Origin of the sequence: Micromonospora sp. WMMA1947 (assembly GCF_027497355.1) — a bacterium.
Taxonomy (GTDB): domain Bacteria; phylum Actinomycetota; class Actinomycetes; order Mycobacteriales; family Micromonosporaceae; genus Micromonospora.
This window is the reverse complement of the sequence record NZ_CP114909.1, coordinates 3,377,498-3,399,747: the sequence shown is the minus strand read 5'-3', so window position 1 is coordinate 3,399,747 and position 22,250 is coordinate 3,377,498. Positions and strand designations below refer to the sequence as shown.

Genomic DNA, 22,250 nt, shown 5'->3' with positions numbered 1-22,250 from the left:
TCCCCACTTCCGCCCGGTGATCAAGGAGTTTGCGTCCGCCGGGCACGGTTCTCCGGACGCGAACTCCTTGATCACGCAGGCTGGGCCGGGAGAGGGGGTGGTGGGCGGTGAGCGCTGTGGTGCTGCGGGGGTTCGGGTGGCGGCACGGAGGACGCAAGCGCTGGGCTCTGCGCGGAGTGGATCTGCGTGTGGAGAGCGGCGAGCGGGTGCTACTGCTCGGGCCCTCCGGGGCCGGTAAGAGCACGTTGCTGGCGGCGCTGGCCGGGCTGCTGCCGGAGGACTCCGGCGAGCAGGAGGGCACCGTCGAGATCGACGGGCTGGACCCGCGCAAGGCGCGTGAGCGCGTTGGCATCCTGTTCCAGGACCCGCAGACCCAGCTCGTCATGGCCCGCTCCGGCGACGACGTGGCGTTCGGGCTGGAGAACCGGGGCGTACCGGCCGGCGAGATCTGGTCCCGCGTCGACGAGGCGCTGCACCGGGTCGGCTTCCCGTACCCCCGGGACCGCCCGACCGCCGCGCTCAGCGGCGGGGAGCAGCAGCGGCTGGCCCTGGCCGGCACGCTCGCGCTGCGCCCCGGACTGCTGCTGCTCGACGAGCCCACCGCCAACCTCGACCCGGCCGGCGCCGGCCTGATCCGCCGGGCCGTCGCGAACGCGCTCGACCCGGACACCACGATGATCCTGGTCGAGCACCGGGTCACCGAGGCGCTGCCGCTGGTCGACCGCGTCGTGGTGCTGGAACCCGGCGGCGGCGTCCGCGCCGACGGGCCGCCCGAGGCGGTCTTCGCCGCGCACGGCGACGCGCTGGCCGCCGCCGGGGTCTGGGTACCCGGCCACGTCGCGCCACCCCGGCACGCCACCACGCCGCCCGGCGACGTGCTGCTCACCGCGGAGCGGCTCGGCCTCCCGCCCCGGCTGAACCCCACCGATCTTCGGGTACGCGCCGGCGAGGCGCTCGCCGTCCTCGGCCCCAACGGGGCCGGCAAGTCCACACTGGCGCTGCTCCTGGGCGGCCTGCTGAAACCCGGAGCGGGGGCCGTCACCGCGTCCGCCGAACTCGCCGGGCGGGACGCGCGCACTCCCCCGCACCGCTGGCGGGCACCCGCTCTGGTCCGCCGGATCGGTTCGGTGTTCCAGGACCCGGAGCACCAGTTCGTCACCGCCACGGTCCGCGACGAGCTGGCGCTCGGCCCGCGCCGCATCGGCCGGGCCGAGCCGGCGGTCACCGCCACCGTGGACGAGCTGTTGCAGCGGTTGCGGCTGGACCGGCTGGCGGGCGCCAACCCGTACACCCTCTCGGGTGGCGAGGCGCGGCGGCTGAGCGTGGCGACGGCGCTGGCCACCGCGCCCCGCCTGCTGATCTGCGACGAGCCCACGTTCGGCCAGGACCGGCGGACGTGGCTGGAGCTGGTCGACCTGCTCGCCGAGCTGCGCGACGCCGGGCACGGCGTGGTCACGGTGACCCACGACGAGGACTTCGTCGCCGCGCTCGCCGACCGGACGCTCGCCCTGCACCGCCCGTCCGCCGCGGTGCTCCCGTGATCAACCTCGAACCGGTCGCCGCGCCCGGCGCGCCGCTGGCCCGGCGCAACCCGGTGGCGAAGCTGGCCGCCGCGGTGGTCTTCACGCTCATCCTGGTGGCGACGCTCGATCCGGTGGCCCCGGCCCTCGCCATCGCCGTCGAACTCGCGGTGCTGCCGCTGTTCGGCGTCCGCTACCGGGTGCTGGCCCGCCGGGCCTGGCCGCTGCTCGCCGGCGCCGTCGGCATCCTGGTCACACTCGTGCTGTTCGCGGCCGACCGCTCCGGCCCGGTGCTGCTCCAGGCCGGACCGATCCTGGTCACCCAGGGCGTGCTGATGACCGCGCTCGGGCTGGTGCTGCGCATGTTCGCGGTGGCGCTGCCCGGCATCGTCGTGTTCGCCACCACCGACCCGACGGACCTGGCCGACGCGTTGATCCAGAACGCGAGGACGCCCGCCCGGTTCGCCATCGGGGCGCTCGCCGCGTTCCGGATGGTGCCGCTGCTGGAACAGGAGTGGCGGATGATCAGCATGGCCCGCCGGGCCCGCGGCGTGGACGCGGGCCGCAACCCGGTGGCCAGGTTGCGGCTTTTCGCGTCCACCGCGTTCACGCTGTTGGTGGGCGCGATCCGGCGGGGTACCCGGCTGGCGGTGGCGATGGACGCCCGGGGCTTCGACGCCGGCACCCCGCGCACAGTGGCCCGTCCCCAGCGCTTCACCGGCGCCGATGCCCTGCTCGTCGCAGGCGCCGCCCTGCTGGCAGGCGCCGCCTTGGCGACAAGCATCGCCCTGGGCACCTTCCGCCCCTTGATCGGCTGACCCCCTCCCCCCACCCCCGCCCCGTTCCGTTGATCATGAAGTTGACGGCACGGGTTGCCCGTTTTGTCGCCGCCAACTTCATGATCAACCAGGGCCGGGTGAGATCTTGGTAGGGAATGGCCCCTATGGGGGCCGGAATCTTCCAAGATCTTCGGGGACGCTCGGGCGGGGCTGTCGGTCAGCTGCGGCGGAAGGCGTAGAACCGGGTCTGGCCGGCGCGCTGGCTACGTCCGGTGAACCGGGCCTGCCGCCCTGCCGGTGGGCCCGATCTCGGCGGCGTCGCGGATGCGCCGGGCAGGACCGGGGACTCCGGAGACTCCGAGGGCGACACGGTGGGCGTCGCCGGCTCGGTGGGGAGCACCACGGCGGGCGGCGCCACGGTGAGCGTGTCGAGCTTCGGCGGGGTCACCTGCGGCGCGGACTGCTTGCGGGACTTCTTCGGATTGCGCTTCGCGGGCATTCGCGGGCCTCCTGTCGTGCGGGCGCGCCGACCGGGACGCGCCGAGCGGGGGCTCCGGTGCGAACCGATCACGACAGACACCGCGACCGACGGCAGCGGGGAAGGGATGCGGACGCCCGGAGCAGGACGGGTCCACGGCACTTCGGCGGTGGACCGGGCTCGGAGGTGAGGCGTCACTTACGCATGCGGCAACGCTATCCCGCCGCCCGGACCTCCCGCACCCGAATTACGGAGAAGGACCACCGGGAGGCGAGGCGCGAACGCGCCGCGGACGCACGGCCACCCACCGGTCACGCCCTGTCGACGTCCCCGCCCACTGCCCCGACGACCGCGATACGGTCGCAGCACGGCAGCACGAACGAGAGGTGGCGGTACGCATGGCAGAGCAGGCGACGGCGCAGATCGGAGTCACCGGTCTGGCGGTGATGGGCCGCAACCTGGCCCGGAACCTGGCCCGCAACGGCTTCGCCGTGGCGGTGCACAACCGGTCGCCGGAACGTACCCGCAGCCTCGTCGCGGAGCACGGCGACGAGGGCACGTTCGTGCCGTCGGAGTCCCTCGCGGACTTCGTCGGCTCGCTCGAGCGGCCCCGCGCGGTGATCGTGATGGTGAAGGCCGGCGCGCCCACCGACGCGGTGATCGACGAACTGGTCCCGCTGCTGGAGGAGGGCGACATCGTCGTCGACTGCGGCAACGCGCACTTCGCCGACACCCGCCGCCGGGAGGAGGCGCTGCGCGAGCACGGCCTGCACTTCGTCGGCACCGGCGTGTCCGGCGGCGAGGAGGGCGCACTGCTCGGCCCGAGCATCATGCCCGGCGGGTCGGCGGAGTCCTACCAGAAGCTGGGGCCGATCTTCGAGAAGATCGCCGCGCAGGTGGACGGTGAGCCCTGCTGCCGGCACATCGGGCCGGACGGCGCGGGCCACTTCGTGAAGATGGTGCACAACGGCATCGAGTACGCCGACATGCAGCTCATCGCCGAGGCGTACGACCTGTTGCGGGCCGGTCTGTCGGCGAGCCCGGCGGAGATCGCGGAGATCTTCCGGGAGTGGAACGGCGGCGAGCTGGGGTCGTTCCTCATCGAGATCACCGCCGACGTGCTCGGCCACACCGACGCGGCCACCGGCCAGGCGTTCGTGGACGTGGTGCTCGACCAGGCCGAGCAGAAGGGCACCGGCCGCTGGACCGTGCAGAGCGCGCTCGACCTGGGCATCCCGATCACCGGTATCGCCGAGGCCACGTTCGCCCGGTCGCTGTCCGGCCACGCCGACCAGCGCGAGGCCGCCCGCCGGGTGTTCGCGGACGCGGGCGACAAGTGGCAGGTGGACGACCGGGAGGCGTTCGTCGAGGACGTGCGCCGTGCGCTGCTGGCCAGCAAGATCGTCGCGTACGCGCAGGGGTTCGACCACATCCGGGCCGGCAGCCGGGAGTACGACTGGGACATCGACCTGGGCGGCACGGCCACCATCTGGCGGGGCGGCTGCATCATCCGGGCCGGTTTCCTGGACCGGATCCGGGAGGCGTACGACGCGGAGCCGGACCTGTCGACGCTGCTCGTCGCGCCGTGGTTCGCCGAGCGGGTCAGCGCCGGCGTTCCGGCCTGGCGACGAGTGGTGGCCGACGCGGCCCGGGCGGGCGTGCCGGCCCCGGCCTTCGGTTCGTCGCTGGCCTACTTCGACGCGCTGCGGGCGCAGCGGCTGCCGGCCGCGCTGATCCAGGGCCTGCGGGACAACTTCGGCGCGCACACCTACCACCGGGTGGACCGGGACGGCTCGTTCCACACGCTATGGGCGGGTGACCGCTCCGAAGTGGAGGCGTGAGCCCGGCCGGACAGGTCACCAGGCTCGCGGGGCATGCGGGTCGGGCGCCCAGCCGGCGGCCGGCTCGCCTGCCGCCAGTTCGCCGATCTCGCCGGAGCGGACCGCCGGGGTGTGCCCGAGGTCGGCGCACCACCGCTGCGCCACGTCGGCGCAGAGTGCCGCTACGGCGTCCCGGTGGGTCGCCTCCACCAGATCGGCGGCGGCCAGGGCAGCAGTCATCTCGTACCGGAGATCGCGCATCCTCCACCCCCCGTGGCGGGCGCGCACCCGGCGGCACGCCCTGCGCCGATCGTAGAGCGGAACGCCCCGCGCCCGGCGGGAAAGCCGGATGCGGGGCGTCACGCTCACGTCGGGTGCCGGCCGCGGCCATCAGGGCCGGACGTCGCGGTCAGAAGAACCGGCGACGCTTGGCCTTCTGCGGCCGGACCAGGTCGGCGCCCTTGGTCAGCAGACGGCTCACCCCGGACGGGCCGCGACGGGCCTCCAGGGTGTGGCTGAGCCGGCGCGCGCCGGCCGCCGCCAGCGGCACGGCGACCGCCATGAACGCCCACTGCGCGATCCGCTTCTGAATCATGTGGTTCACCTCCGCGTTTGCTGTCTGGAGGTATCGGTACCCACCGCGGCGCCTTGGTAAGCGTGACGTCAGGCGCCCGGGGCGACCGGGTTGGGCAGGGCACCGCCGAAGCGGCGGTCGCGCTGGGCGTACAGCTCGCAGGCGTACCAGAGGTGGCGGCGGTCGAAGTCGGGCCAGAGCGTGTCCAGGTAGACCAGCTCGGCGTACGCGGTCTGCCAGAGCAGGAAGTTGGAGATGCGCTGCTCCCCGGAGGGGCGCAGGAACAGGTCGACCTCGGGCACCTCGGGGTGGTAGAGGTATCGCGCGATCGTCTTCTCGTTCACCTTGGCCGGGTCGAGCTTGCCCGCTGCGACGTCGCGGGCGATCCCGGCGGCGGCGTCGGCGATCTCGGCCTGGCCACCGTAGTTGACGCAGAACTGCAGCGTGAGCGTCGAGTTGCCGCGGGACATCTCCTCGGCGGTCTGCAGCTCGGAGATGACGCTCTTCCAGAGCCGGCCGGCGCGGCCCGACCAGACCACCCGGACGCCCAGGTCGACGAGCTGGTCGCGGCGGCGGCGGATGACGTCGCGGTTGAAGCCCATCAGGAAGCGGACCTCGTCCGGCGAGCGCCGCCAGTTCTCGGTGGAGAACGCGTACGCCGACAGGTAGGGAATCCCCATCTCGATCGCGCCCTCGACGGTGTCGAACAGGCTGTGCTCGCCCTGCTCGTGCCCCTTGGTGCGGGGCAGGCCGCGCTCCTTGGCCCAGCGGCCGTTGCCGTCCATCACGATGGCGACGTGCCGGGGCACCGCGGCGGGCGGCAGCGCCGGCGGGCGAGCGCCGGAGGGGTGCGGGGTCGGCGGCACCGGCTCGCGGCGGGTCGCCCTCGTCGATCGGATCACTCGGTCATCTCCCTGTTCACTCCGGCGACGGGCCCGGCGCCGGAGCGCGGCGGGACCACATCCGGCCCCGCGCCGCCGGGCGGCGGGACCGCGCCGGACGCCGGGGCGCCCCGGTCGACCAGCGGCAGCGAGCGTAGCGCGCGCTCCAGATGCCATTGGAGGTGCGCCGCGACCAGTCCGCTGCACTCCCGGCGTACGCCGGTGTCGGCCGCGTCGGCGTACCCCCAGTCGCCGGAGGTCAGCGCGGACATCAGCTCCAGCGTGGCGGGCGCGGGGTGGGCGGCGCCGGGGGGCCGGCAGTCCGGGCAGACCGCGCCGCCGGCCGGTACGGAGAACGCGCGGTGCCGGCCCGGCTCGCCGCAGACCGCGCAGGCCGCGAGCGCCGGCGCCCAGCCGGCGAACGCCATCCCGCGCAGCAGGTACGCGTCGAGCACCAGCGTGGTGGCGTGCTCGCCGCGGGCCAGCGACTTCATCGCGCCGAGGGTGAGCTGGAACAGCCGCAGCGACGGCTCGCGCTCGACCGGGGTGAGCCGCTCGGCGGTCTCGGCGATCGCGCTGGCCGCCGTGTAGCGGGGGTAGTCGCCGAGGAACCGCTTGCCGTACAGCTCGATCGCCTCGACCTGGCTGACGGTGTGCAACGAGCTGCCCTGGTTGCCCTTGGGGTCGCCGGCGAGCTGGAGGTCGACGTGCCCGAACGGTTCGAGCCGCGCGCCGAAGCGGCTCATGGTGCGCCGCACGCCCCGGGCGACCGCGCGCAGCCGGCCGTGCCGGCGGGTGAACAGCGTGATGATGCGGTCCGACTCGCCCAGCTTCTGCACACGCAGCACCACCGCGTCGTCGCGGTAGAGCTGTCGGCGGTACCCGGCCATCGGGCCATTCTCCCTCCGGGTGCGATCTCAGGGTCGGCTCGGGGTGGACCGGCGGGCGATCCCCGATGTGCCGGGCGCCGGGCCGGTCCTAATGTGCTGGCCATGGCTTCGCTCCGCACCGCTCCCCGGCTGCGTGGTGTGGTGGCCGCCGCCGCTGCCGCCGCGCTCATCGTTCTCTCCGGGTGTGACACCCTCTCGTTCCGCCGCCTCGACTACGACCACACCGAGCGGACGAAGATCACGAAGATCACCGTGGACGACGACGGCGCCGGCGACGTCGTGGTGCGGGCCAACGGCCCCGCCGACCAGGTACGCGTCAAGCGCGTGGTCCGCTACCAGGGCGACGAGCCGACCAGCCGGTACGAGATCAAGGGCGACGAACTCGTCCTGCCCACCGACTGCGGGCACCGGTGCAGCATCTCCTGGGAGGTGACCGCGCCGCCCGGCGTGGTGGTCCGCGGTGGCACCGGCTCGGGCAACGTCGACCTCACCGACGTGGGCGCCGTCGAGTTCACGCTCAGCTCCGGCGACCTGACCGTCCGGGGCACCACCGGCGAGGTCCGTGCCTCCACCACGTCGGGCAACATCCGGGTCGTCGAGGCGGCCGGCCCGGTGCGGCTGCGGGCCCGCTCCGGCGACATCGAGGCCCGCCGGCTCGCCTCCGCCGTCGACGTGGAGACCACCTCCGGCAACATCGTCGTCGAGCTGGACCAGCCGGCACCGGCCCGGGTGCACGCCACCAGCGGAGACGTCGACCTCGCCGTACCGGCGGGCCGCTACCGGGTACGCGCCACCGCGACCTCCGGCGACACCGACGTGCGTGTCGACGACGACCCGACGGCTTCGGTGACGCTGGAGGCCTCCGCCACCAGCGGCAACGTCACGGTCAGCACCCGCTGAGCGGGCCGCGCCCCGGCGGCGCCGCGCCGCGCTCCGCCGGGGCTCAGTCGCCGGGCGCGCCCCGCCGGGCCGCCGGGACGCCGCCGGCCCGGCTGGGGTCCTCCGTCCCGCGGCGTGGCGCCGGCACCCGGGCGCCGACGCTCACCAGCGCGTCCTCCGCCCCGGCGGGTGCCGGGCTGGCCGGCGCGGCCGCCGCCCGGTCGGCCACGGTCCGCCGCGGCCTGCCGGGGACCAGTTCCGGGGTACGCCGGGCGGCCACGTCCTCGACCCAGCCCACGAGCAGCGTCACCACGCCGACGAGCGCGAAGACCAGCCCCACCCGCAGCCACAGGCCCACCGGGTCACGCGGCGACCAGCCGACCAGGCCGACGAGCGGAGTGAGCAGCACCACGAACGGCATGTGCCAGAGGTAGACGGTCAGCGCGCGCCGGTTCACCACGGTGACCGCCCGGCCGAGCGCCGGCACACGGTCGACCCAGGTCACCCCGACCGGTGCCCGGCCGATCGCCACCAGGATGAACGCGGCCGACCAGAGCGCGTTGCCGAGCGGGATGTCGTTGATGTCGTACCCGCGCGGGCCCGGGTGGGTGACGATCCAGGCCAGCCCGGCGGCGCCGACCACAGCGGCCACCGGCAGCAGCACCCGGTTGCGCATCCGGCGCAGCATCCCGTCGTGGTGGGCGAAGCCGAGCAGCCAGGCGCCGAAGTAGAGGCCGAACTCCCGCAGCACCGTCGGCGGGTTCGCCAGGACGCCCACCTCGATCGCGACGAGCAGCAGGTACGGTGCGGCGAGCGTGGGCAGCGGCGCCCGGCGGAACAGCCAGAGCACCAGCGGCGACGCGAGCACGAACCACAGGTAGTCCCGCAGGTACCAGATCGGGCTGAGCGCCAGCCCGCCCCAGTAGTTGGCCGGCGGGTCACTGATCGGGAACAGCCAGAGCAGCACCTTCGGGCCGAACGCCAGCCCGGTGAGCAGCATGGCCGGCACGAAGACCGCGGCGAGCACCCACAGCGACGGCAGCAGGCGGCGCAGGCGTCGCTCGACCGCGCGTACGCCGCTGCGGTCGAGCGACGCCGCCATCAGCGACCCGGCCAGGGCGAACATCACCGACATCGCCGGGAACACCAGCGTGAGGGTGGCGTAACCGGTGACGTGGTAGGTGACGACGCGCAGGATGGCCAGGAAGCGGAGCAGGTCCAGATAGCGGTTTCGCATCAGCTCACGGCGGGGTCCGGGGGCAGAGACAATGGTCCCTACCCTGCTCCGGGGCGCTGTGAAACAGCCAAGAACACCTATGGAAAGTGAGATGCCCCATAGGTCTGGCTGATCCTGATCACGTCTCGCCGGGCCTGCCCCGGCCGCCGGTCAGAAGCCGAGCTTGCGCAACTGCTTCGGGTCGCGCTGCCAGTCCTTCGCCACGCGTACGTGCAGGTCGAGGTAGACCCGGGTACCGAGCAGCTCCTCGATCTGCCGCCGCGCGGTGGTGCCCACGTGCTTGAGCCGGCTGCCCCGATGGCCGATGACGATGGCCTTCTGGCTCGGCCGCTCCACGTACACGTCGGCGTAGATCTTGGTGAGGTTGCCCTCCGGGATCATCTCCTCGACCACCACGGCGATCGAGTGCGGCAGCTCGTCGCGTACGCCCTCCAGCGCCGCCTCGCGGACCAGCTCCGCCACGAGCACCTGCTCCGGGTCGTCGGTGAGCATGTCGTCCGGGTAGAGCTGCGGCGACTCGGGCAGGTAACCGGTCATCACGTCGACGAGCGTGTCCACCTGGTGGCCGGAAACCGCGCTGACCGGCACCACGTCGGCGAACTCGCCCAGCTCGCTGACCGCGAGCAACTGCTCGGCCAGCCGCTTCTTGTCGACCAGGTCGGTCTTGGTGACCACCGCCAGCACCGTTGCCTTGAGGCTGGCCAGCTCGCCGGTGATGAAGCGGTCACCTCGGCCGATCGGCTCGTTCGCCGGTACGCACAGGCCGATCACGTCGACCTCGCTCCAGGTCTCCCGGACCAGGTCGTTGAGGCGCTCGCCGAGCAGCGTGCGGGGCCGGTGCAGACCCGGGGTGTCGACCAGCACGAGTTGCGAGTCCGGCCGGTGCAGCACCGCCCGGATGATGTGCCGGGTGGTCTGCGGCTTGTTCGAGGTGATCGCGATCTTCGTGCCGACGATCGCGTTCGTCAGCGTCGACTTGCCGGCGTTCGGCCGACCGACGAAACAGGCGAAACCGGCCCGGTAGGGACGCGCCTCGGGCGTGGTCACTCGACCACCGTGCCGAGGACGGTGCCGTCCGGCGCGGCCACGTGCACCGGCGCGTCGGCGGACAGGTCACGCACGGCGGCGTGCCCGGAGCCGTCCAGCGTCGACGCCTCGGTCACCACCACCGCGGCCTCCAGCCGGCTCGCGCCCGCCGCCACCGCCGAGGCCACCGCGAGCTGAAGCGCGGTCAGGGTCAGCGACGGCAGCGCCACGCTGGCCGCCGCGTACGTCCGGCCGTCCTGGTCGCGGACCGCGGCGCCCTCCACTGCCGCCACCCGGCTCCGCGCGCCCCGGGCCAGGATCACGAGCTTGGCGTCCTCCGCGCTCAGCTCGGCCGGGTCGGCGGGGGTGGGCAGGGCGGCCGGTACGGCGGGTGACTCAGGCATCGGCGGATTGCCTCTCCTCGGAACGGTTGTTGTCGCCACGGGAATCGGGCGGGTCGTGTCGGTTCGTGCCCTCCGGCGCGTCGCCCCGGTCGACCCGGCTCACCAGAACCGTGTCGATCCGGTTGCGCCGGCCGGTGGTGCCCTCGGCCATCAGCCGCAGGCCGGCCACCTCGGCCTCGGCGCCCGGGATGGGCACCCGGCCGAGCGCCTGGGCGAGCAGGCCACCGACCGTCTCCACCTCGTCGGTGGGCAGCTCGGTGTCGAACAGCTCGCCCAGATTCTCCACCGGCAGCCGCGCGGTCACCCGCACGGCCCCGTCGGGCAGGTGCTCGACCGGCGGGCGCTCGACATCGTACTCGTCGGTGATCTCCCCGACGATCTCCTCCAGGATGTCCTCGATGGTGACCAGCCCGCCGGTGCCGCCGTACTCGTCGACCACGATGACCAGGTGGTTACGGGCCGCCTGCATCTCGGAGAGCAGGTCGTCCACCGGCTTGGACTCCGGCACGAACGTGGCCGGGCGCATCAGCTCGGCCACCGGCATCTGCCGGGCGGCCTGGTCGCCCTGCACCCGCCGGATCAGGTCCTTGAGGTAGAGCACACCGAGCACGTCGTCGACGTTCTCGCCGATCACCGGGATGCGGGAGAACCCGGAGCGCAGGAACAGCGCCAGCGCCTGCGCGAGTGTCTTGCGCTCCTCGATCCACACCATCTCGGTACGCGGCACCATCACCTCGCGGGCGATGGTGTCGCCGAGCGCGAAGACCGAGTGGATCATCTGGCGCTCGCCGTGCTCCACCACGCCGCGCTGCTCGGCCAGGTCGACCAGTTCCCGCAGCTCCACCTGGGTCGCGAACGGCCCCTCGCGGAAGCCCTTCCCGGGGGTCACCGCGTTGCCGATCAGGATCAGCAGCGACGCCAGCGGGTTGAGCGCGCGGCCGAGCCAGCGCACCAGCGGCGCGACGGCACGGCCGACCGCGTACGCGTGCTGGCGGCCGATCGTGCGCGGGCCGACGCCCACCACCACGAAGCTCACCACGGTCATCGCGCCCGCGGTCACCAGCGCCGCCCGCCAGCCCGCGCCGAACGTGTCGACAGCCACCAGCGCGACGAGCGTGGTGGCCGTCAGCTCGGCCAGCAGACGCAGCAGGAGCAGCAGGTTCAGATGGCGGACCACGTCACCGGCGACCACCTGGAGGGCGCGCCCGCCGCGGGCCCCGTCCCGGGTCAGCTCCGCGGCGCGGGCCGGCGAGACCGCTGCGAGCGCCGCTTCGGTCATCGCGATCAGGCCGGCGAGCACCACCAGCCCGGCGGCGAAGACCAGGAGTTGAAGATCAGGCAGACCGGCGGGGGTGCGGACCGCCGCCACGATGTCCATCACCGCGACCGCGTCGACCGCCAGCTGGCCAGCAGCCGGGCCTGGAGACCGAACATCTCCCGCTCTTCCTCGGGCTCCGCGTGGTCGTAGCCCAGCAGGTGCAGCACGCCGTGCACGGTGAGCAGGTGCAGCTCGTCGGCGGCCGAGTGCCCGGCCGCGGCGGCCTGCTTGGACGCCACCTCCGGGCAGAGCACGATGTCGCCCAGCAGGGCCGGCTCACCGCCGGCCGGGGCGCTCTCCCCCGGACCGTGGTCGACGCTGCCCTCGTCCATGGGGAAGGCGAGCACGTCGGTCGGGCCGTCGCCACCCATCCAGCGGTGGTTCAGCTCCGACATGTATTCGATGTCGACGAGCAGCACTGACAACTCGGCGAGGGGGTTGACCCCCATCTCGTCGAGAGCGTGCCGCGCGACGGCGAGCACGGCGTCGGTGTCGACGTCGACACCCGACTCGTTGGCGATCTCGATGGACAACTGTCTTCCTCTGATGATGTGACGGCTTCCGCCGGCCGGTCAGCGGCGCCGGCCGGCCCGGCCGCCCTGGGCGGTCCGCCCCGGTACGGCGTGCACGCTCTGCGCCTGCTGGTTCTCCCGCTCGGCGTCCCAGCGGGCGTACGCGTCGACGATCTCGCCCACCAGCTTGTGACGCACCACGTCGGAGCTGGAGAGCTGGGCGAAGTGCACGTCCTCGACGTTGTTCAGGATCTCCCGGACCACTCGCAGGCCGCTCGTCGTCCCGCCGGGAAGGTCCACCTGGGTGACGTCACCGGTGACGACGATCTTGGAGCCGAAGCCGAGCCGGGTGAGGAACATCTTCATCTGCTCGGGCGTGGTGTTCTGCGCCTCGTCCAGGATGATGAACGCGTCATTAAGGGTTCTTCCGCGCATGTATGCCAGCGGCGCGACCTCGATCGTCCCGGCGGCCATCAGCTTGGGGATGGTCTCCGGGTCGAGCATGTCGTGCAGCGCGTCGTAGAGCGGGCGCAGGTAGGGGTCGATCTTCTCGTTCAGGGTGCCGGGCAGGAAGCCCAGCCGCTCGCCCGCCTCGACCGCCGGCCGGGTCAGGATGATCCGGTTGACCTGCTTGGCCTGGAGCGCCTGGACGGCCTTCGCCATCGCCAGGTACGTCTTGCCGGTACCCGCCGGGCCGATGCCGAAGACGATGGTGTGGGCGTCGATCGCGTCGACGTACTTCTTCTGCCCCAGCGTCTTGGGACGGATGGTGCGGCCGCGCCGGGAGAGGATGTTGAGCGTCAGCACCTCGGCGGGCCGCTCGCTGCCGCCCTGCTCGAGCATGCCGACGGTACGCCGTACCGCGTCTGTGGTCAGGGTCTCGCCTTTCTCGATCAGTTCGAGCAGCTCACTGAAGAGGCGCTCGGCGAGGGCGTTGTCGGCGGGGGCGCCGGTGATGGTGATCTCGTTGCCGCGGACGTGGACGTCGCTGTCGATCGAGCGCTCGACGAGCCGCAGGATCTCGTCGCCCGCGCCGAGCAGGTTCACCATGATCTTCTGGTCTCCGACCGTGATCCTGGTCTGCACACGCGGCGTGCCGGGAGGTGGGGTGCCGGTCATAGGTCGGGCCCGTCGGGCCCTGCGCCACCTGCTCTCCGCTTCTCGGGCGCCGGGCCCTGCTGGCGCGGCGTACCCCTCCATCGTATCGGGTCGGCACCGTACGCACCGCGCCCATTTCGGGTGGCCGGCGGTCAGCCGCCGGCGCGGAAGTCGTACCCGTCGAAGGTCTCCTGGGTGCGGGTGAAACGGTAGGTCGCCCAGTGCATCCGGACCACCACGCCGCGCTCGTCGCGGGTCAGCCGCAGCAACTCCCCCGCCTCGCGGCCGGAGACCGTGCGGAACACGTCCGGCCGGTCCGGCAGCGGCGCGAAAACGGCGGGCGGCTTCCCGGCCGGGTCGTCCGCGCCACGCGCCCGCAGCGTCCCGTCGTGCCAGGAGAAGACGTACTCGAAACCCTCGCCCCACCAGCGGCCCAGCATGCCGCGCAGGTGCGCCGGGGCGGGCGGGCCGGGACGCCACGGCTCGATCTCCGCCGGGTCGTGCTCGGCGGCGGCGGCCAGCAGCCGGTGTACCAGGTCGAACACCTCCGCGCCGGTGCCGGACGAGCCGAGCACGGCGGCGCCCGTCGCCCCGGCCGTGCCCTGACCGCCGCGCCGCCCGTACACGGCGGCGAGGAAGCCGGGCATCGCGCCGTCGTGGCCCACGTGTGTCACCCGCTCCGGCTGCGGGATCAGGATCAGGCCCAGCCCGAAGCCCGCCGACCAGACCGACTCGTCGGTGGGCGTGAGCGGCCAGCGCATCTCCTCGACCGTCGTCGCGGCGAGCACCGCGCCGTCCGGGTCCACCGCCGCCGGGTCGGCCAGGAACGCGGCCCAGCGGGCCATGTCCGTCGCGGTGCTCCAGAGCTGCGCGGCGGGGGCCACCGCGCCGAAGTCGGCGGGCGGTTCCGGGTGGGCCTCGTCGGAGTACGCGTCGACCAGGAACCCGGTCGCGGCACGCTCGGTCGGGTGCGGGCCGGTGGCGGTCAGCCCGAGCGGGCCGAGCACCCGGTCGGCCAGAACCTCGGCCCAGGTGCCGCCGCGCAGCCGGGCGACCGCCTCGCCGAGCAGCGCCAGACCGAGGTTGGAGTAGTGGAAGCGCCGGCCGGTGGGCAGCACCCGCTCGACCCGGGCCAGGTCCGCCAGCATCTCGTCGACGGCCGGGGCGCGCAGGCTGTCCCACACGTCGCCGTGCGGCTCGCGCTGCATGCCGGCCGTGTGCGACAGCAGCCGGCGTACCGTCGCGTCGCCGTGCGCGGGCAGGTCGAGGTGCCGCCCGATCGGGTCGTCCAGGTCGAGCAGGCCGTCGTCGCGGCACTGCATGACGAGCACCGCGGTGAAGGTCTTGGTGACCGAGCCGATCCGGAAAACCGTCTCCGGCCCGAGCGGGCTGTCGTTGCCCGTGTCGCCCACGGTGCAGGTCCAGAGCGGCCGGTCGGCCCGGTGCAGGGCGGCCGACACCGCCGGGATCCGCCCGGTGGCCTGCGCCTGGCGCACCATCCGGGCGAGCCGGTCGGAGACGTCGGTCATCGGCAGAGCATCGGGCCGAGCGGCGCGCCGCCGAGCAGGTGCGCGTGCACGTGGAAGACCTCCTGGCCGCCGTACGGGCCGGTGTTGAACATCAGCCGGAACCCGTCCACGGTCAGGCCCTCCTCCTCCGCGACCACGGCGGCGGTCTGGAGCACCTCGCCGGCCAGTTCGGGCGCGCCCTGGGCCAGCGTGGCCACGTCCGCGTAGTGCTCCTTCGGGATCACCAGCACGTGGGTGGGCGCCTTCGGGTCGATGTCCCGGAAGGCCAGGGTGGTGGCGGTCTCGCGGACGATGGTGGCGGGAATCTCCCCGGCGACGATCCGGCAGAAGAGGCAGTCCATCGCAGCAGTGTAAGGAAGGGCCCCTTGTTAACGCCTCCGGTAGGGGAAGGGTCCCTTCTCAACGCCTCGGCCCGGTGCGGCAGGATGGCCGCCATGTCGGGACGGGCGGTGCTGGTGACGGGGGCCTCGCGGGGCATCGGGCGGGCGGTGGCGCGGGCGTTCGCCGCGGGTGGGGACCGGGTGGCGATCCATCACCGGGACTCGGCCGACCTGGCCGAGCGGCTGCGCGCCGAACTGCCCGGCGACGGGCACGTGGTGGTACGCGCCGACCTGGCCGACCCCGACGCGGTACGCGCCATGGTGGACGAGGCGGCCCAGCGGCTCGGCGGCCTCGACGTGCTGGTGAACAACGCGGGCGTGTTCGGGCCGGCCGATCCCCCGCACCCGGTCTTCGAGAGCAGCTACGAGCAGTGGCGGGCGCGGTGGCGGGAGGTGCTGGACACCAACCTGGTCGGCGCCGCGAACGCGGCCTGGTGCGCCGCGCAGCACATGCGCGAACGCGGGGGCCGGATCGTGAACGTGTCGTCCCGGGGCGCGTTCCGGGGCGAGCCGGCCAACCCGGCGTACGGGGCGAGCAAGGCCGGGATGAACGCGATGGCCCAGTCGCTGGCGGTGGCCCTGGCGCCGTACGGCATCGGGGTGGCCTGCGTGGCGCCCGGCTTCGTCGAGACCGACATGACGAACGAGCACCTCAAGAGCGAGCGGGGCGAGGCGGTACGCGCCCAGTCCCCGTTCCACCGGGTGGCCCGGCCGGAGGAGATCGCCGCGGCGGTGCACTGGCTGGCGAGCCCCGAGGCCGAGTGGGCCGCGGGAACAATCATCGACCTGAACGGCGCCTCCTACCTCCGCTCCTGACCCCGCCCCTCCCCCGCGATCTTGCACTTTCGGCCCCGACGAAGCGCCACAAAAAGGGCTCAGCACGGGCCGAAACCGCAAGATCGACGCACGCGGGGAGAGCGCGGGGAGAGCGCGGAGGGCGCGCGGGGAGAGAACGCGGGCGCGGGTTACCAGTGGGTCAGGCGGGTGGCCAGGACTGTCAGGGCTGCCACGCCTGCTGTGGACGTGCGCAGGACCGACGGGCCCAGGCGGACCGTGCGGGCGCCCGCCTCGGCGAAGGTGGCCAGCTCGTGGTCGGCGATGCCGCCCTCCGGGCCGACCACCAGCACGATCTCCCCGGCGGCCGGCAGGTCGACTGTGGTCAGCCGGTCCTGCGCGCCCTCGTGCAGCACGTACGCGCCGGCCGCGCCCGCGATCCGGCGGGCCACCGTCGCGGTGGACTCGTCCGGGGCGCCGGCCACCACCGGCAGCCACGGGCGGCGGGCCTGCTTGGCCGCCTCCCGGGCGGTGGCGACCCACTTCTGCCGGGCCCGTTCGCCCCGCTCGCCGCGCCACTGCGCCACCGAGCGGGACGCCGCCCAGGGCACGATCTCGTCCACCCCGACCTCGGTCATCGCCTGCACGGCGAGTTCACCCCGGTCGCCCTTGGCGATGCCCTGCACCACGACCAGCCGGGGTACCGGCGCGTCCGCGTACCCCCGGCTGGTGACCCGCAGGTCGAGCGTGCCACGGCCGACGGCGGTGACCACCGCGGCGGCGGTGCCGCCCCGGCCGTCGGCGAGCAGCAGCTCCTCGCCGGCGCGCAACCGCTGCACGGTGGCCGCGTGGTGGCCCTCCGGGCCGTCGAGCGTCAGCGTGTCACCGGTGGGCAGCGCCTCGACCAGGAACAGCGGCGCGGACACCTCAGGCGTGCCCGTTGAACGCGTCGCGCATCCGGGAGAAGAAGCCGCCCTGCTTGGTCAGCTCGGCGACCTCCTCGCCGCGGGTCTTGGCGAAGTCGCGCAGCATCCGCTCCTGGTCGGCGTCGAGCTTGGTCGGGGTACGCACGTCCAGGTGCACATAGAGGTCACCCCGGCCGGTGCCGCGCAGGTGCGGTACGCCCCGGGCGCGCAGCCGCAGCGTGCTGCCGGGCTGGGTGCCGGGCTTGACGTCGACAGCTTCCTCGCTGTCCAGCGTCTTGATGGTCAGCCGGGTGCCGAGCGCGGCGGCGGTCATCGGCACGGTCACCCGGCAGTGCAGGTCGTCGCCCTTGCGGGAGTACACGTCGTGCGGCCGCTCATGGATCTCCACGTAGAGGTCACCGGCGGTGCCGCCACCCGGGCCGACCTCGCCCTGCTGGGCCAGGCGGATCCGCATGCCGTCCTCGACCCCGGCGGGGATCTTGACGGTCAGCGAGCGGCGGGTGCGCACCCGGCCGTCACCGGCGCAGGTCGGGCAGGGGTGCGGGATGGTGGTGCCGTAGCCCTGGCAGACGGTGCACGGCCGGGCGGAGACGACCTGACCGAGGAACGTCCGCTGCACCGACTGCACCTCGCCCCGGCCGCCGCACGCCTCGCAGGTGGCCAGGTGGGTGCCGGCGGCGGTGCCGGCGCCGGAGCAGGTGGTGCAGAGCACTGCGGTGTCGACGGTGATCGGCGCCTCGACGCCGAACGCGGTCTCGTTGAGGTCCAGCTCCAAGCGCAGGATCGCGTCCGCGCCGGGGCGGGTACGCGGCCGCGGGCCCCGGCTGCCGCCCGCGGCGCCGCCGAAGAACGCGTCCATGATGTCCTGGAAGCCGACGAACGGACCGGCGCCGCCGGGCCCACCCGGGCCGCCCATGCCACCGCCGCCCGGGGCGAGCGGGTCGCCGCCCAGGTCGACGATCTGCCGCTTCCGGTCGTCCGAGAGGACCTCGTACGCGGCGTTGATGTCCTTGAACTTCTCCTGGGCCTCCGGGTCCGGATTGACGTCCGGGTGGAACTGCCGCGCCAGCTTGCGGTAGGCGCGCTTGATCTCGTCGTCGGAGGCGTCCCGGCTCACGCCGAGAATGCCGTAGTAGTCCCTGGCCACTGCGTTAGGTGTCCTCATGTTCGTCTCGCGTCGCTCCGGTCGTCGGCCGGAACCGGCCGTCGGCCCTGACTGGTCAGTTCTGGGCCAGCAGTTCGCCCACGTAGCGTGCCACGGCCCTCACCATGGCGATATTGCCGGGGTAGTCCATCCGGGTCGGCCCGAGCACGCCGAGTCCACCGACGATCGTGCTGCCCGGTCCGTAGCCGGTGCTGACCACCGAGGCGGCCCGCAGGTTGTCGAATTCGTTCTCGTCGCCGATGAGCACCCGGGTGGTGCTCGGCTCGGTCTCGCCGATCAGCTTGAGCAGCACGACCTCTTCTTCGAGCGCCTCCAGGATGGGACGCAGCGAGCCCTGGAAGTCGAGCAGGCCGCCCCGGGTGAGGTTGGCCTGGCCGGCCAGCGCGAGGCGCTCCTCGTGCCGCTCCACCAGCGTCTCGAGCAGCACGGTGGACAGCGTGGTCATGGCCGGGCGCAGGTGCGGCGCCGACTCGTCGACGAGCGCCTGCACCAGCGGTGGCGTCTCGGCGAGCTGGCTGCCGACGAGCTTCTCGTTCACCAGCCGGCGCAGGTCGGTCACGTCGTCGGCGGGCACCGGGGCGGGCAGCTCGACCAGCCGCTGCTCGACCCGGCCGGTGTCGGCGATCATGACGACCATCAGCCGGGTGGTGGAGATCGGCACCAGCTCCAGGTGGCGCACCTTGGAGCGGGCCAGGCTCGGGTACTGCACCACGGCGACCTGCCGGGTGAGCTGGGCGAGCAGCCGGACCGTACGGTGCACCACGTCGTCCAGGTCGACGGCGCCGACCAGGAAGCGTTCGATCGCCCGGCGTTCGGCCGGGCTGAGCGGCTTGACCCGGGACAGGCGGTCGACGAAGAGGCGGTAGCCGCGGTCGGTGGGCACCCGGCCGGCACTGGTGTGCGGCTGCCGGATGTAGCCCTCCTCCTCCAGCACCGCCATGTCGTTGCGGACGGTGGCCGGCGAGACGCCGAGCTGGTGCCGCTCGACCAGAGCCTTGCTGCCGACCGGCTCCTGCGTGGCGACGTAGTCCTCGACGATCGCGCGCAGCACGGCGAGTTTGCGGTCGTCGAGACCCATTCCCCACCTCCTGACGCACCTCGGCCGGGCCGGCACGCGACATCCGCCGGGCGGCTGGCACTCGACTGTAGCGAGTGCCAGTCTACGTCGGCACCCCCGCCGACGCGATGATCGCCTGACGGACCTGGGGTGCGGCCCGCCACACAACCCGGCCCACCAGGGCCGAACAGCCGGTCATCGTCGGTCTGTGTCGCTCTGGTGCCAGTTGCCCGGTGCCCCTACCGTGGCGACCATGACTGAACCTCCTCGCCCACCCGGGGCAGGGGACTCCGGCCCCCAGCCCGACCCGTCGGCGCCCTACGGCTCGTCGCCGGGCAGCGAACCGCCCACCGCTCCACTGTCCGGGGCCCCGGGCGCCGGCGGCTATCCCCCGCCCGGTGACTATCCGCCTCCGGGCGGCTACCCGCCGCCGGGTGGCCAGCCTCCGCCGGGCGGCTACCCGCCCCCCGGTGGTTACCCCCCGCCGGGCGGAGCGCCCGGCTACGGCGCCGGCTACCCCGCCGGTGGCGGGTACGGCCCGGCCTCGTACGCCAACAACGACGAGAAGACGTGGGCCCTGGTGGCGCACTTCGGTGGCGCCGCGGGCGTCATCGTCGGCGGCGGCCTGCTCGGCTGGGTCGCCCCGCTGATCGCGATGATGACCCGCGGTCAGCAGTCGCCGACGGTCCGCGCCCACGCGGTCGCGGCGTTGAACTTCCAGATCACCTGGACCATCGCCAGCGTGCTCGCCTGGGTGATCACGGTGATCTCCTGCGGGATCCTGTTCTTCGTCCCGATGCTGGTCTGGCTGGTGCCGCTGATCTTCGGGATCATCGGCGGGATCAAGGCCAACGAGGGTGTGCTCTACCGCTACCCGATGACCTACAACTTCATCAAGTGACACCGCCGGCCGGCCGAGGGGGCGGCCGGCCGGTGCCGGTCACGGCAGCAGGTCGCGTACTACCGCGTCGGCCAGCAGCCGGCCGCGCAGCGTCAGCACCACGAGCCCTCGCGCGTACGCCCCGGCGTCGAGCAGCCCGGCGTCCCGGGCCCGCTCGGCGCCCGCCCGGCCGGGCTCGTCCAGCACGTCCAGCGGCAGCCCGGAGGCGAGCCGCACCCGCAGCATCACGTCCTCCATGTGCTGCTCGTCCGGAGTGAGCCGCTCCCGGGCCAGCGCGGGCGAGGCGCCCTCGGCCAGCCGCGCCGCGTACGCGCTCGGGTGCTTGACGTTCCACCAGCGCACGCCGCCGACGTGGCTGTGCGCCCCCGGGCCCAGGCCCCACCAGTCGGCGCCGGTCCAGTAGAGCAGGTTGTGCCGGCACGCCGCCGCCGACGAGCGGGCCCAGTTCGACACCTCGTACCAGGAGAATCCGGCCTCGCCGAGCGCGGCCTCCGCGGCCAGGTAGCGGTCCGCCGCCACGTCGTCGGAGGGGTACGGCAGCTCGCCGCGCCGCATCCGCGCGGCCAGCCGGGTGCCGTCCTCCACGATCAGGGCGTACGCGCTGACGTGGTCGACCCCGGCGTCGACCACCTGGGCCAGCGAGGCGGCGAAGTCGTCGGCGGTCTCGCCCGGCGTGCCGTAGATCAGGTCCAGGTTCACGTGCTCGAATCCCGCGTCGCGCGCCTCCAGCGCGGCGGCGGTGGCCCGGCCCGCGCTGTGCCGCCGGTCCAGCACCGCCAGCACCCCCGGCGCGGCGGACTGCATGCCGAGCGAGATCCGGGTGTACCCGGCGGCCCGCAGCGTCTTGAGCGACTCCGGGCTCACCGACTCGGGATTGGCCTCGGTGGTCACCTCGGCGTCGGCGGCCAGCCCCCAGACGCGGTCGATGCCGTCGAGGATCCGGGCCAGGTCGTCGGCGGGCAGCAGGGTGGGCGTGCCGCCGCCGACGAAGACGGTGTCGACCCGGGGCGGCGGCGAGTCGCCCAGCACCCGCGCGGCCAGCGCCAGCTCGGCCAGCACCGAGTCGGCGTACGTCTCCCGGCTCGCCCCGCCGCCCAGCTCGGCGGCGGTGTACGTGTTGAAGTCGCAGTAACCGCACCGGCTGGCACAGAACGGCACGTGGACGTACACGCCGAAACCGCGCGCGCCGACGTCGCGGCGGGCGGTGGCGGGCAGCGATCCGTCGCGCGGGACGGGTTCGCCTTCTGGAAGGACGCCGGGCATGGCCACTAGTGTGCCCGGCATGACCTCTCCGGACGCTCTCGTGCGAGTCGCCACGGCCCGTGGGGTGACCACCCTCACCCTGGACAGCCCGCACAATCGCAACGCGCTCTCCACGCCCCTGATGACCCAGCTGCTGGCCGGGCTGGCCGACGCGGTGGCCGACGACGCGGTACGCGCGATCGTGCTCGACCACACCGGCCCGGTCTTCTGCTCCGGCGCCGACCTGAAGGAAACCGCCGCCGCGTACGCCAGCGGCACCGTGCCCGCCGGGATGCTCGGCGACGTGCTCGTCGCGGTGCGGGAGTGCCCGAAGCCGGTGGTGGCGAAGGTCGCCGGGCCGGCCCGGGCCGGTGGGCTGGGCCTGATCGCCGCCGCCGACCTGGCGGTCTGCGCGCAGGAGGCGACGTTCGCGTTCACCGAGGTGCGGATCGGGGTGATCCCGGCGGTGATCTCGGCGACCGTGCTGCCCCGGCTGGGCCAGCGGGCCGCCGCCGAGCTGTACCTGACCGGCGACACGTTCGACGGCCGCCGCGCCGCCGAGATCGGCCTGGTCACCGCCGCGGTGCCGGCCGACGAGCTGGACGCCGCCGTCGGGCGCTACTGCGACTCGCTGGTCAAGGGCGCGCCGGGGGCGCTGGCCGGGGCGAAGGAACTGCTGCGCCGGCCGGCCGGGGCCGATCTGCGGGCCGAGATCGCCGAGTTGGCCGCGCTGTCGACCGGGTACTTCCTCTCCGACGAAGGGCGCGAGGGCGTGATGGCGTTCCGGGAGAAGCGTCCCGCCGCCTGGGTGCCCGCCGGGGACTGAGGTGCGCGGCGGGCCCCCCCCGGGAGCCATTGCG

Annotated in this window: 24 protein-coding genes; 7 read left to right on the top strand and 17 right to left on the bottom strand. The window is 73.7% G+C overall.

Annotated elements, in window-relative coordinates:
- The first annotated feature begins 107 nt into the window (after positions 1-107).
- Both O7604_RS16330 and O7604_RS16325 read left to right on the top strand, forming a co-directional pair.
- On the top strand, positions 108-1,541 hold the full coding sequence (locus O7604_RS16330) for an ABC transporter ATP-binding protein (RefSeq protein ID WP_281577025.1): 1,434 nt from the start codon (positions 108-110) through the stop codon (positions 1,539-1,541).
- Positions 1,538-2,338, top strand: coding sequence for an energy-coupling factor transporter transmembrane component T (locus O7604_RS16325; protein ID WP_269704597.1), 801 nt, complete (start codon positions 1,538-1,540; stop codon positions 2,336-2,338). The genes O7604_RS16330 and O7604_RS16325 overlap by 4 nt, the downstream gene beginning before the upstream one ends.
- 178 nt (positions 2,339-2,516) lie before the next feature.
- On the opposite strand, the gene O7604_RS16320 is transcribed toward O7604_RS16325, so the two are convergent.
- Positions 2,517-2,798 (bottom strand): hypothetical protein, encoded by a 282-nt coding sequence (locus O7604_RS16320; RefSeq protein ID WP_281577024.1) that lies wholly within the window; start codon positions 2,796-2,798, stop codon positions 2,517-2,519.
- Positions 2,799-3,175: 377 nt separating this feature from the next.
- Between O7604_RS16320 and gndA the strand changes: the two genes are divergently transcribed.
- Positions 3,176-4,618 (top strand): NADP-dependent phosphogluconate dehydrogenase, encoded by a 1,443-nt coding sequence (gene gndA, locus O7604_RS16315; RefSeq protein ID WP_281577023.1) that lies wholly within the window; start codon positions 3,176-3,178, stop codon positions 4,616-4,618.
- A 15-nt stretch (positions 4,619-4,633) separates the two neighbouring features.
- Here the strand turns inward: gndA and O7604_RS16310 are convergent, their stop codons facing one another.
- The 4 genes from O7604_RS16310 to recO form a co-directional block, all read right to left on the bottom strand.
- Positions 4,634-4,858 (bottom strand): thioredoxin reductase, encoded by a 225-nt coding sequence (locus O7604_RS16310; protein WP_269704594.1) that lies wholly within the window; start codon positions 4,856-4,858, stop codon positions 4,634-4,636.
- Positions 4,859-5,006: 148 nt separating this feature from the next.
- Positions 5,007-5,192, bottom strand: a complete 186-nt coding sequence (locus tag O7604_RS16305; RefSeq protein ID WP_194802342.1) for a hypothetical protein — start codon at positions 5,190-5,192, stop codon at positions 5,007-5,009.
- A 68-nt stretch (positions 5,193-5,260) separates the two neighbouring features.
- Positions 5,261-6,037: an isoprenyl transferase gene (locus tag O7604_RS16300; RefSeq protein WP_269707030.1), complete on the bottom strand. Its 777-nt coding sequence runs from the start codon at positions 6,035-6,037 to the stop codon at positions 5,261-5,263.
- A 32-nt stretch (positions 6,038-6,069) separates the two neighbouring features.
- The gene (gene recO, locus O7604_RS16295) at positions 6,070-6,942 is read right to left on the bottom strand and encodes a DNA repair protein RecO (RefSeq protein ID WP_281577022.1); all 873 of its coding nucleotides are present in this window, start codon (positions 6,940-6,942) and stop codon (positions 6,070-6,072) included.
- 102 nt (positions 6,943-7,044) lie between these two features.
- On the opposite strand from recO, the gene O7604_RS16290 reads away from it, so the two are divergent.
- A complete protein-coding gene (locus tag O7604_RS16290; RefSeq protein ID WP_269704592.1) occupies positions 7,045-7,842 on the top strand; it encodes a DUF4097 family beta strand repeat-containing protein in 798 nt (265 codons plus the stop codon).
- A gap of 43 nt (positions 7,843-7,885) precedes the next feature.
- Here O7604_RS16290 and O7604_RS16285 read toward each other — a convergent pair whose 3' ends face one another.
- The 8 genes from O7604_RS16285 to O7604_RS16250 form a co-directional block, all read right to left on the bottom strand.
- On the bottom strand, positions 7,886-9,058 hold the full coding sequence (locus tag O7604_RS16285) for an acyltransferase (RefSeq protein ID WP_281577021.1): 1,173 nt from the start codon (positions 9,056-9,058) through the stop codon (positions 7,886-7,888).
- 150 nt (positions 9,059-9,208) lie between these two features.
- A complete protein-coding gene (gene era / locus O7604_RS16280) occupies positions 9,209-10,105 on the bottom strand; it encodes a GTPase Era (RefSeq protein WP_216928739.1) in 897 nt (298 codons plus the stop codon).
- Entirely contained in the window at positions 10,102-10,488 is a 387-nt protein-coding gene (locus O7604_RS16275; RefSeq protein ID WP_194802347.1) for a cytidine deaminase, read from the bottom strand. Before O7604_RS16275 ends, era begins: the two co-directional genes overlap by 4 nt.
- Positions 10,481-11,890 carry a hemolysin family protein gene (locus O7604_RS16270; RefSeq protein WP_269707029.1) on the bottom strand — a complete coding sequence of 470 codons (1,410 nt, stop codon included), beginning with the start codon at positions 11,888-11,890 and terminating at the stop codon, positions 10,481-10,483. Before O7604_RS16270 ends, O7604_RS16275 begins: the two co-directional genes overlap by 8 nt.
- Positions 11,866-12,339, bottom strand: a complete 474-nt coding sequence (gene ybeY / locus O7604_RS16265) for an rRNA maturation RNase YbeY (RefSeq protein ID WP_269704590.1) — start codon at positions 12,337-12,339, stop codon at positions 11,866-11,868. The genes O7604_RS16270 and ybeY overlap by 25 nt, the downstream gene beginning before the upstream one ends.
- A 39-nt stretch (positions 12,340-12,378) precedes the next feature.
- Positions 12,379-13,437: a PhoH family protein gene (locus O7604_RS16260; protein WP_269704589.1), complete on the bottom strand. Its 1,059-nt coding sequence runs from the start codon at positions 13,435-13,437 to the stop codon at positions 12,379-12,381.
- 131 nt (positions 13,438-13,568) lie between these two features.
- Positions 13,569-14,945, bottom strand: a complete 1,377-nt coding sequence (locus O7604_RS16255) for a serine hydrolase domain-containing protein (RefSeq protein WP_281577020.1) — start codon at positions 14,943-14,945, stop codon at positions 13,569-13,571.
- Positions 14,942-15,286, bottom strand: coding sequence for a histidine triad nucleotide-binding protein (locus O7604_RS16250; protein WP_013475524.1), 345 nt, complete (start codon positions 15,284-15,286; stop codon positions 14,942-14,944). Before O7604_RS16250 ends, O7604_RS16255 begins: the two co-directional genes overlap by 4 nt.
- 93 nt (positions 15,287-15,379) lie before the next feature.
- On the opposite strand from O7604_RS16250, the gene O7604_RS16245 reads away from it, so the two are divergent.
- Positions 15,380-16,141 carry an SDR family oxidoreductase gene (locus O7604_RS16245; protein ID WP_281577019.1) on the top strand — a complete coding sequence of 254 codons (762 nt, stop codon included), beginning with the start codon at positions 15,380-15,382 and terminating at the stop codon, positions 16,139-16,141.
- Between the two features lie 149 nt (positions 16,142-16,290).
- On the opposite strand, the gene O7604_RS16240 is transcribed toward O7604_RS16245, so the two are convergent.
- From O7604_RS16240 to hrcA, 3 genes are all read right to left on the bottom strand, one after another.
- Complete coding sequence (locus O7604_RS16240) at positions 16,291-17,025, bottom strand: 16S rRNA (uracil(1498)-N(3))-methyltransferase (protein ID WP_269704586.1); 735 nt, start codon at positions 17,023-17,025, stop codon at positions 16,291-16,293.
- Position 17,026: 1 nt separating this feature from the next.
- On the bottom strand, positions 17,027-18,172 hold the full coding sequence (gene dnaJ, locus O7604_RS16235) for a molecular chaperone DnaJ (RefSeq protein WP_269704585.1): 1,146 nt from the start codon (positions 18,170-18,172) through the stop codon (positions 17,027-17,029).
- A 73-nt stretch (positions 18,173-18,245) separates the two neighbouring features.
- A complete protein-coding gene (gene hrcA / locus O7604_RS16230; RefSeq protein ID WP_135241584.1) occupies positions 18,246-19,268 on the bottom strand; it encodes a heat-inducible transcriptional repressor HrcA in 1,023 nt (340 codons plus the stop codon).
- Positions 19,269-19,500: 232 nt separating this feature from the next.
- Between hrcA and O7604_RS16225 the strand changes: the two genes are divergently transcribed.
- A complete protein-coding gene (locus tag O7604_RS16225) occupies positions 19,501-20,148 on the top strand; it encodes a DUF4870 domain-containing protein (protein WP_269704584.1) in 648 nt (215 codons plus the stop codon).
- A 39-nt stretch (positions 20,149-20,187) separates the two neighbouring features.
- On the opposite strand, the gene hemW is transcribed toward O7604_RS16225, so the two are convergent.
- Positions 20,188-21,411, bottom strand: coding sequence for a radical SAM family heme chaperone HemW (gene hemW / locus O7604_RS16220; RefSeq protein ID WP_269704583.1), 1,224 nt, complete (start codon positions 21,409-21,411; stop codon positions 20,188-20,190).
- A 19-nt stretch (positions 21,412-21,430) separates the two neighbouring features.
- Between hemW and O7604_RS16215 the strand changes: the two genes are divergently transcribed.
- Positions 21,431-22,216: an enoyl-CoA hydratase-related protein gene (locus O7604_RS16215; RefSeq protein WP_269704582.1), complete on the top strand. Its 786-nt coding sequence runs from the start codon at positions 21,431-21,433 to the stop codon at positions 22,214-22,216.
- The last annotated feature ends 34 nt before the right edge of the window (positions 22,217-22,250 follow it).

Excerpts from the sequence above, each read along its gene's own strand:
- O7604_RS16320 (WP_281577024.1), bottom strand. The coding sequence starts at position 2,798 with ATGCCCGCGAAGCGCAATCCGAAGAAGTCCCGCAAGCAGTCCGCGCCG.
- gndA (WP_281577023.1), top strand. The coding sequence starts at position 3,176 with ATGGCAGAGCAGGCGACGGCGCAGATCGGAGTCACCGGTCTGGCGGTG.
- O7604_RS16310 (WP_269704594.1), bottom strand. The coding sequence starts at position 4,858 with ATGCGCGATCTCCGGTACGAGATGACTGCTGCCCTGGCCGCCGCCGAT.
- O7604_RS16305 (WP_194802342.1), bottom strand. The coding sequence starts at position 5,192 with ATGATTCAGAAGCGGATCGCGCAGTGGGCGTTCATGGCGGTCGCCGTG.
- recO (WP_281577022.1), bottom strand. The coding sequence starts at position 6,942 with ATGGCCGGGTACCGCCGACAGCTCTACCGCGACGACGCGGTGGTGCTG.
- O7604_RS16290 (WP_269704592.1), top strand. The coding sequence starts at position 7,045 with ATGGCTTCGCTCCGCACCGCTCCCCGGCTGCGTGGTGTGGTGGCCGCC.
- O7604_RS16285 (WP_281577021.1), bottom strand. The coding sequence starts at position 9,058 with ATGCGAAACCGCTATCTGGACCTGCTCCGCTTCCTGGCCATCCTGCGC.
- O7604_RS16275 (WP_194802347.1), bottom strand. The coding sequence starts at position 10,488 with ATGCCTGAGTCACCCGCCGTACCGGCCGCCCTGCCCACCCCCGCCGAC.
- O7604_RS16260 (WP_269704589.1), bottom strand. The coding sequence starts at position 13,437 with ATGACCGGCACCCCACCTCCCGGCACGCCGCGTGTGCAGACCAGGATC.
- O7604_RS16255 (WP_281577020.1), bottom strand. The coding sequence starts at position 14,945 with ATGACCGACGTCTCCGACCGGCTCGCCCGGATGGTGCGCCAGGCGCAG.
- O7604_RS16250 (WP_013475524.1), bottom strand. The coding sequence starts at position 15,286 with ATGGACTGCCTCTTCTGCCGGATCGTCGCCGGGGAGATTCCCGCCACC.
- O7604_RS16245 (WP_281577019.1), top strand. The coding sequence starts at position 15,380 with ATGTCGGGACGGGCGGTGCTGGTGACGGGGGCCTCGCGGGGCATCGGG.
- hrcA (WP_135241584.1), bottom strand. The coding sequence starts at position 19,268 with ATGGGTCTCGACGACCGCAAACTCGCCGTGCTGCGCGCGATCGTCGAG.
- O7604_RS16225 (WP_269704584.1), top strand. The coding sequence starts at position 19,501 with ATGACTGAACCTCCTCGCCCACCCGGGGCAGGGGACTCCGGCCCCCAG.
- hemW (WP_269704583.1), bottom strand. The coding sequence starts at position 21,411 with ATGCCCGGCGTCCTTCCAGAAGGCGAACCCGTCCCGCGCGACGGATCG.
- O7604_RS16215 (WP_269704582.1), top strand. The coding sequence starts at position 21,431 with ATGACCTCTCCGGACGCTCTCGTGCGAGTCGCCACGGCCCGTGGGGTG.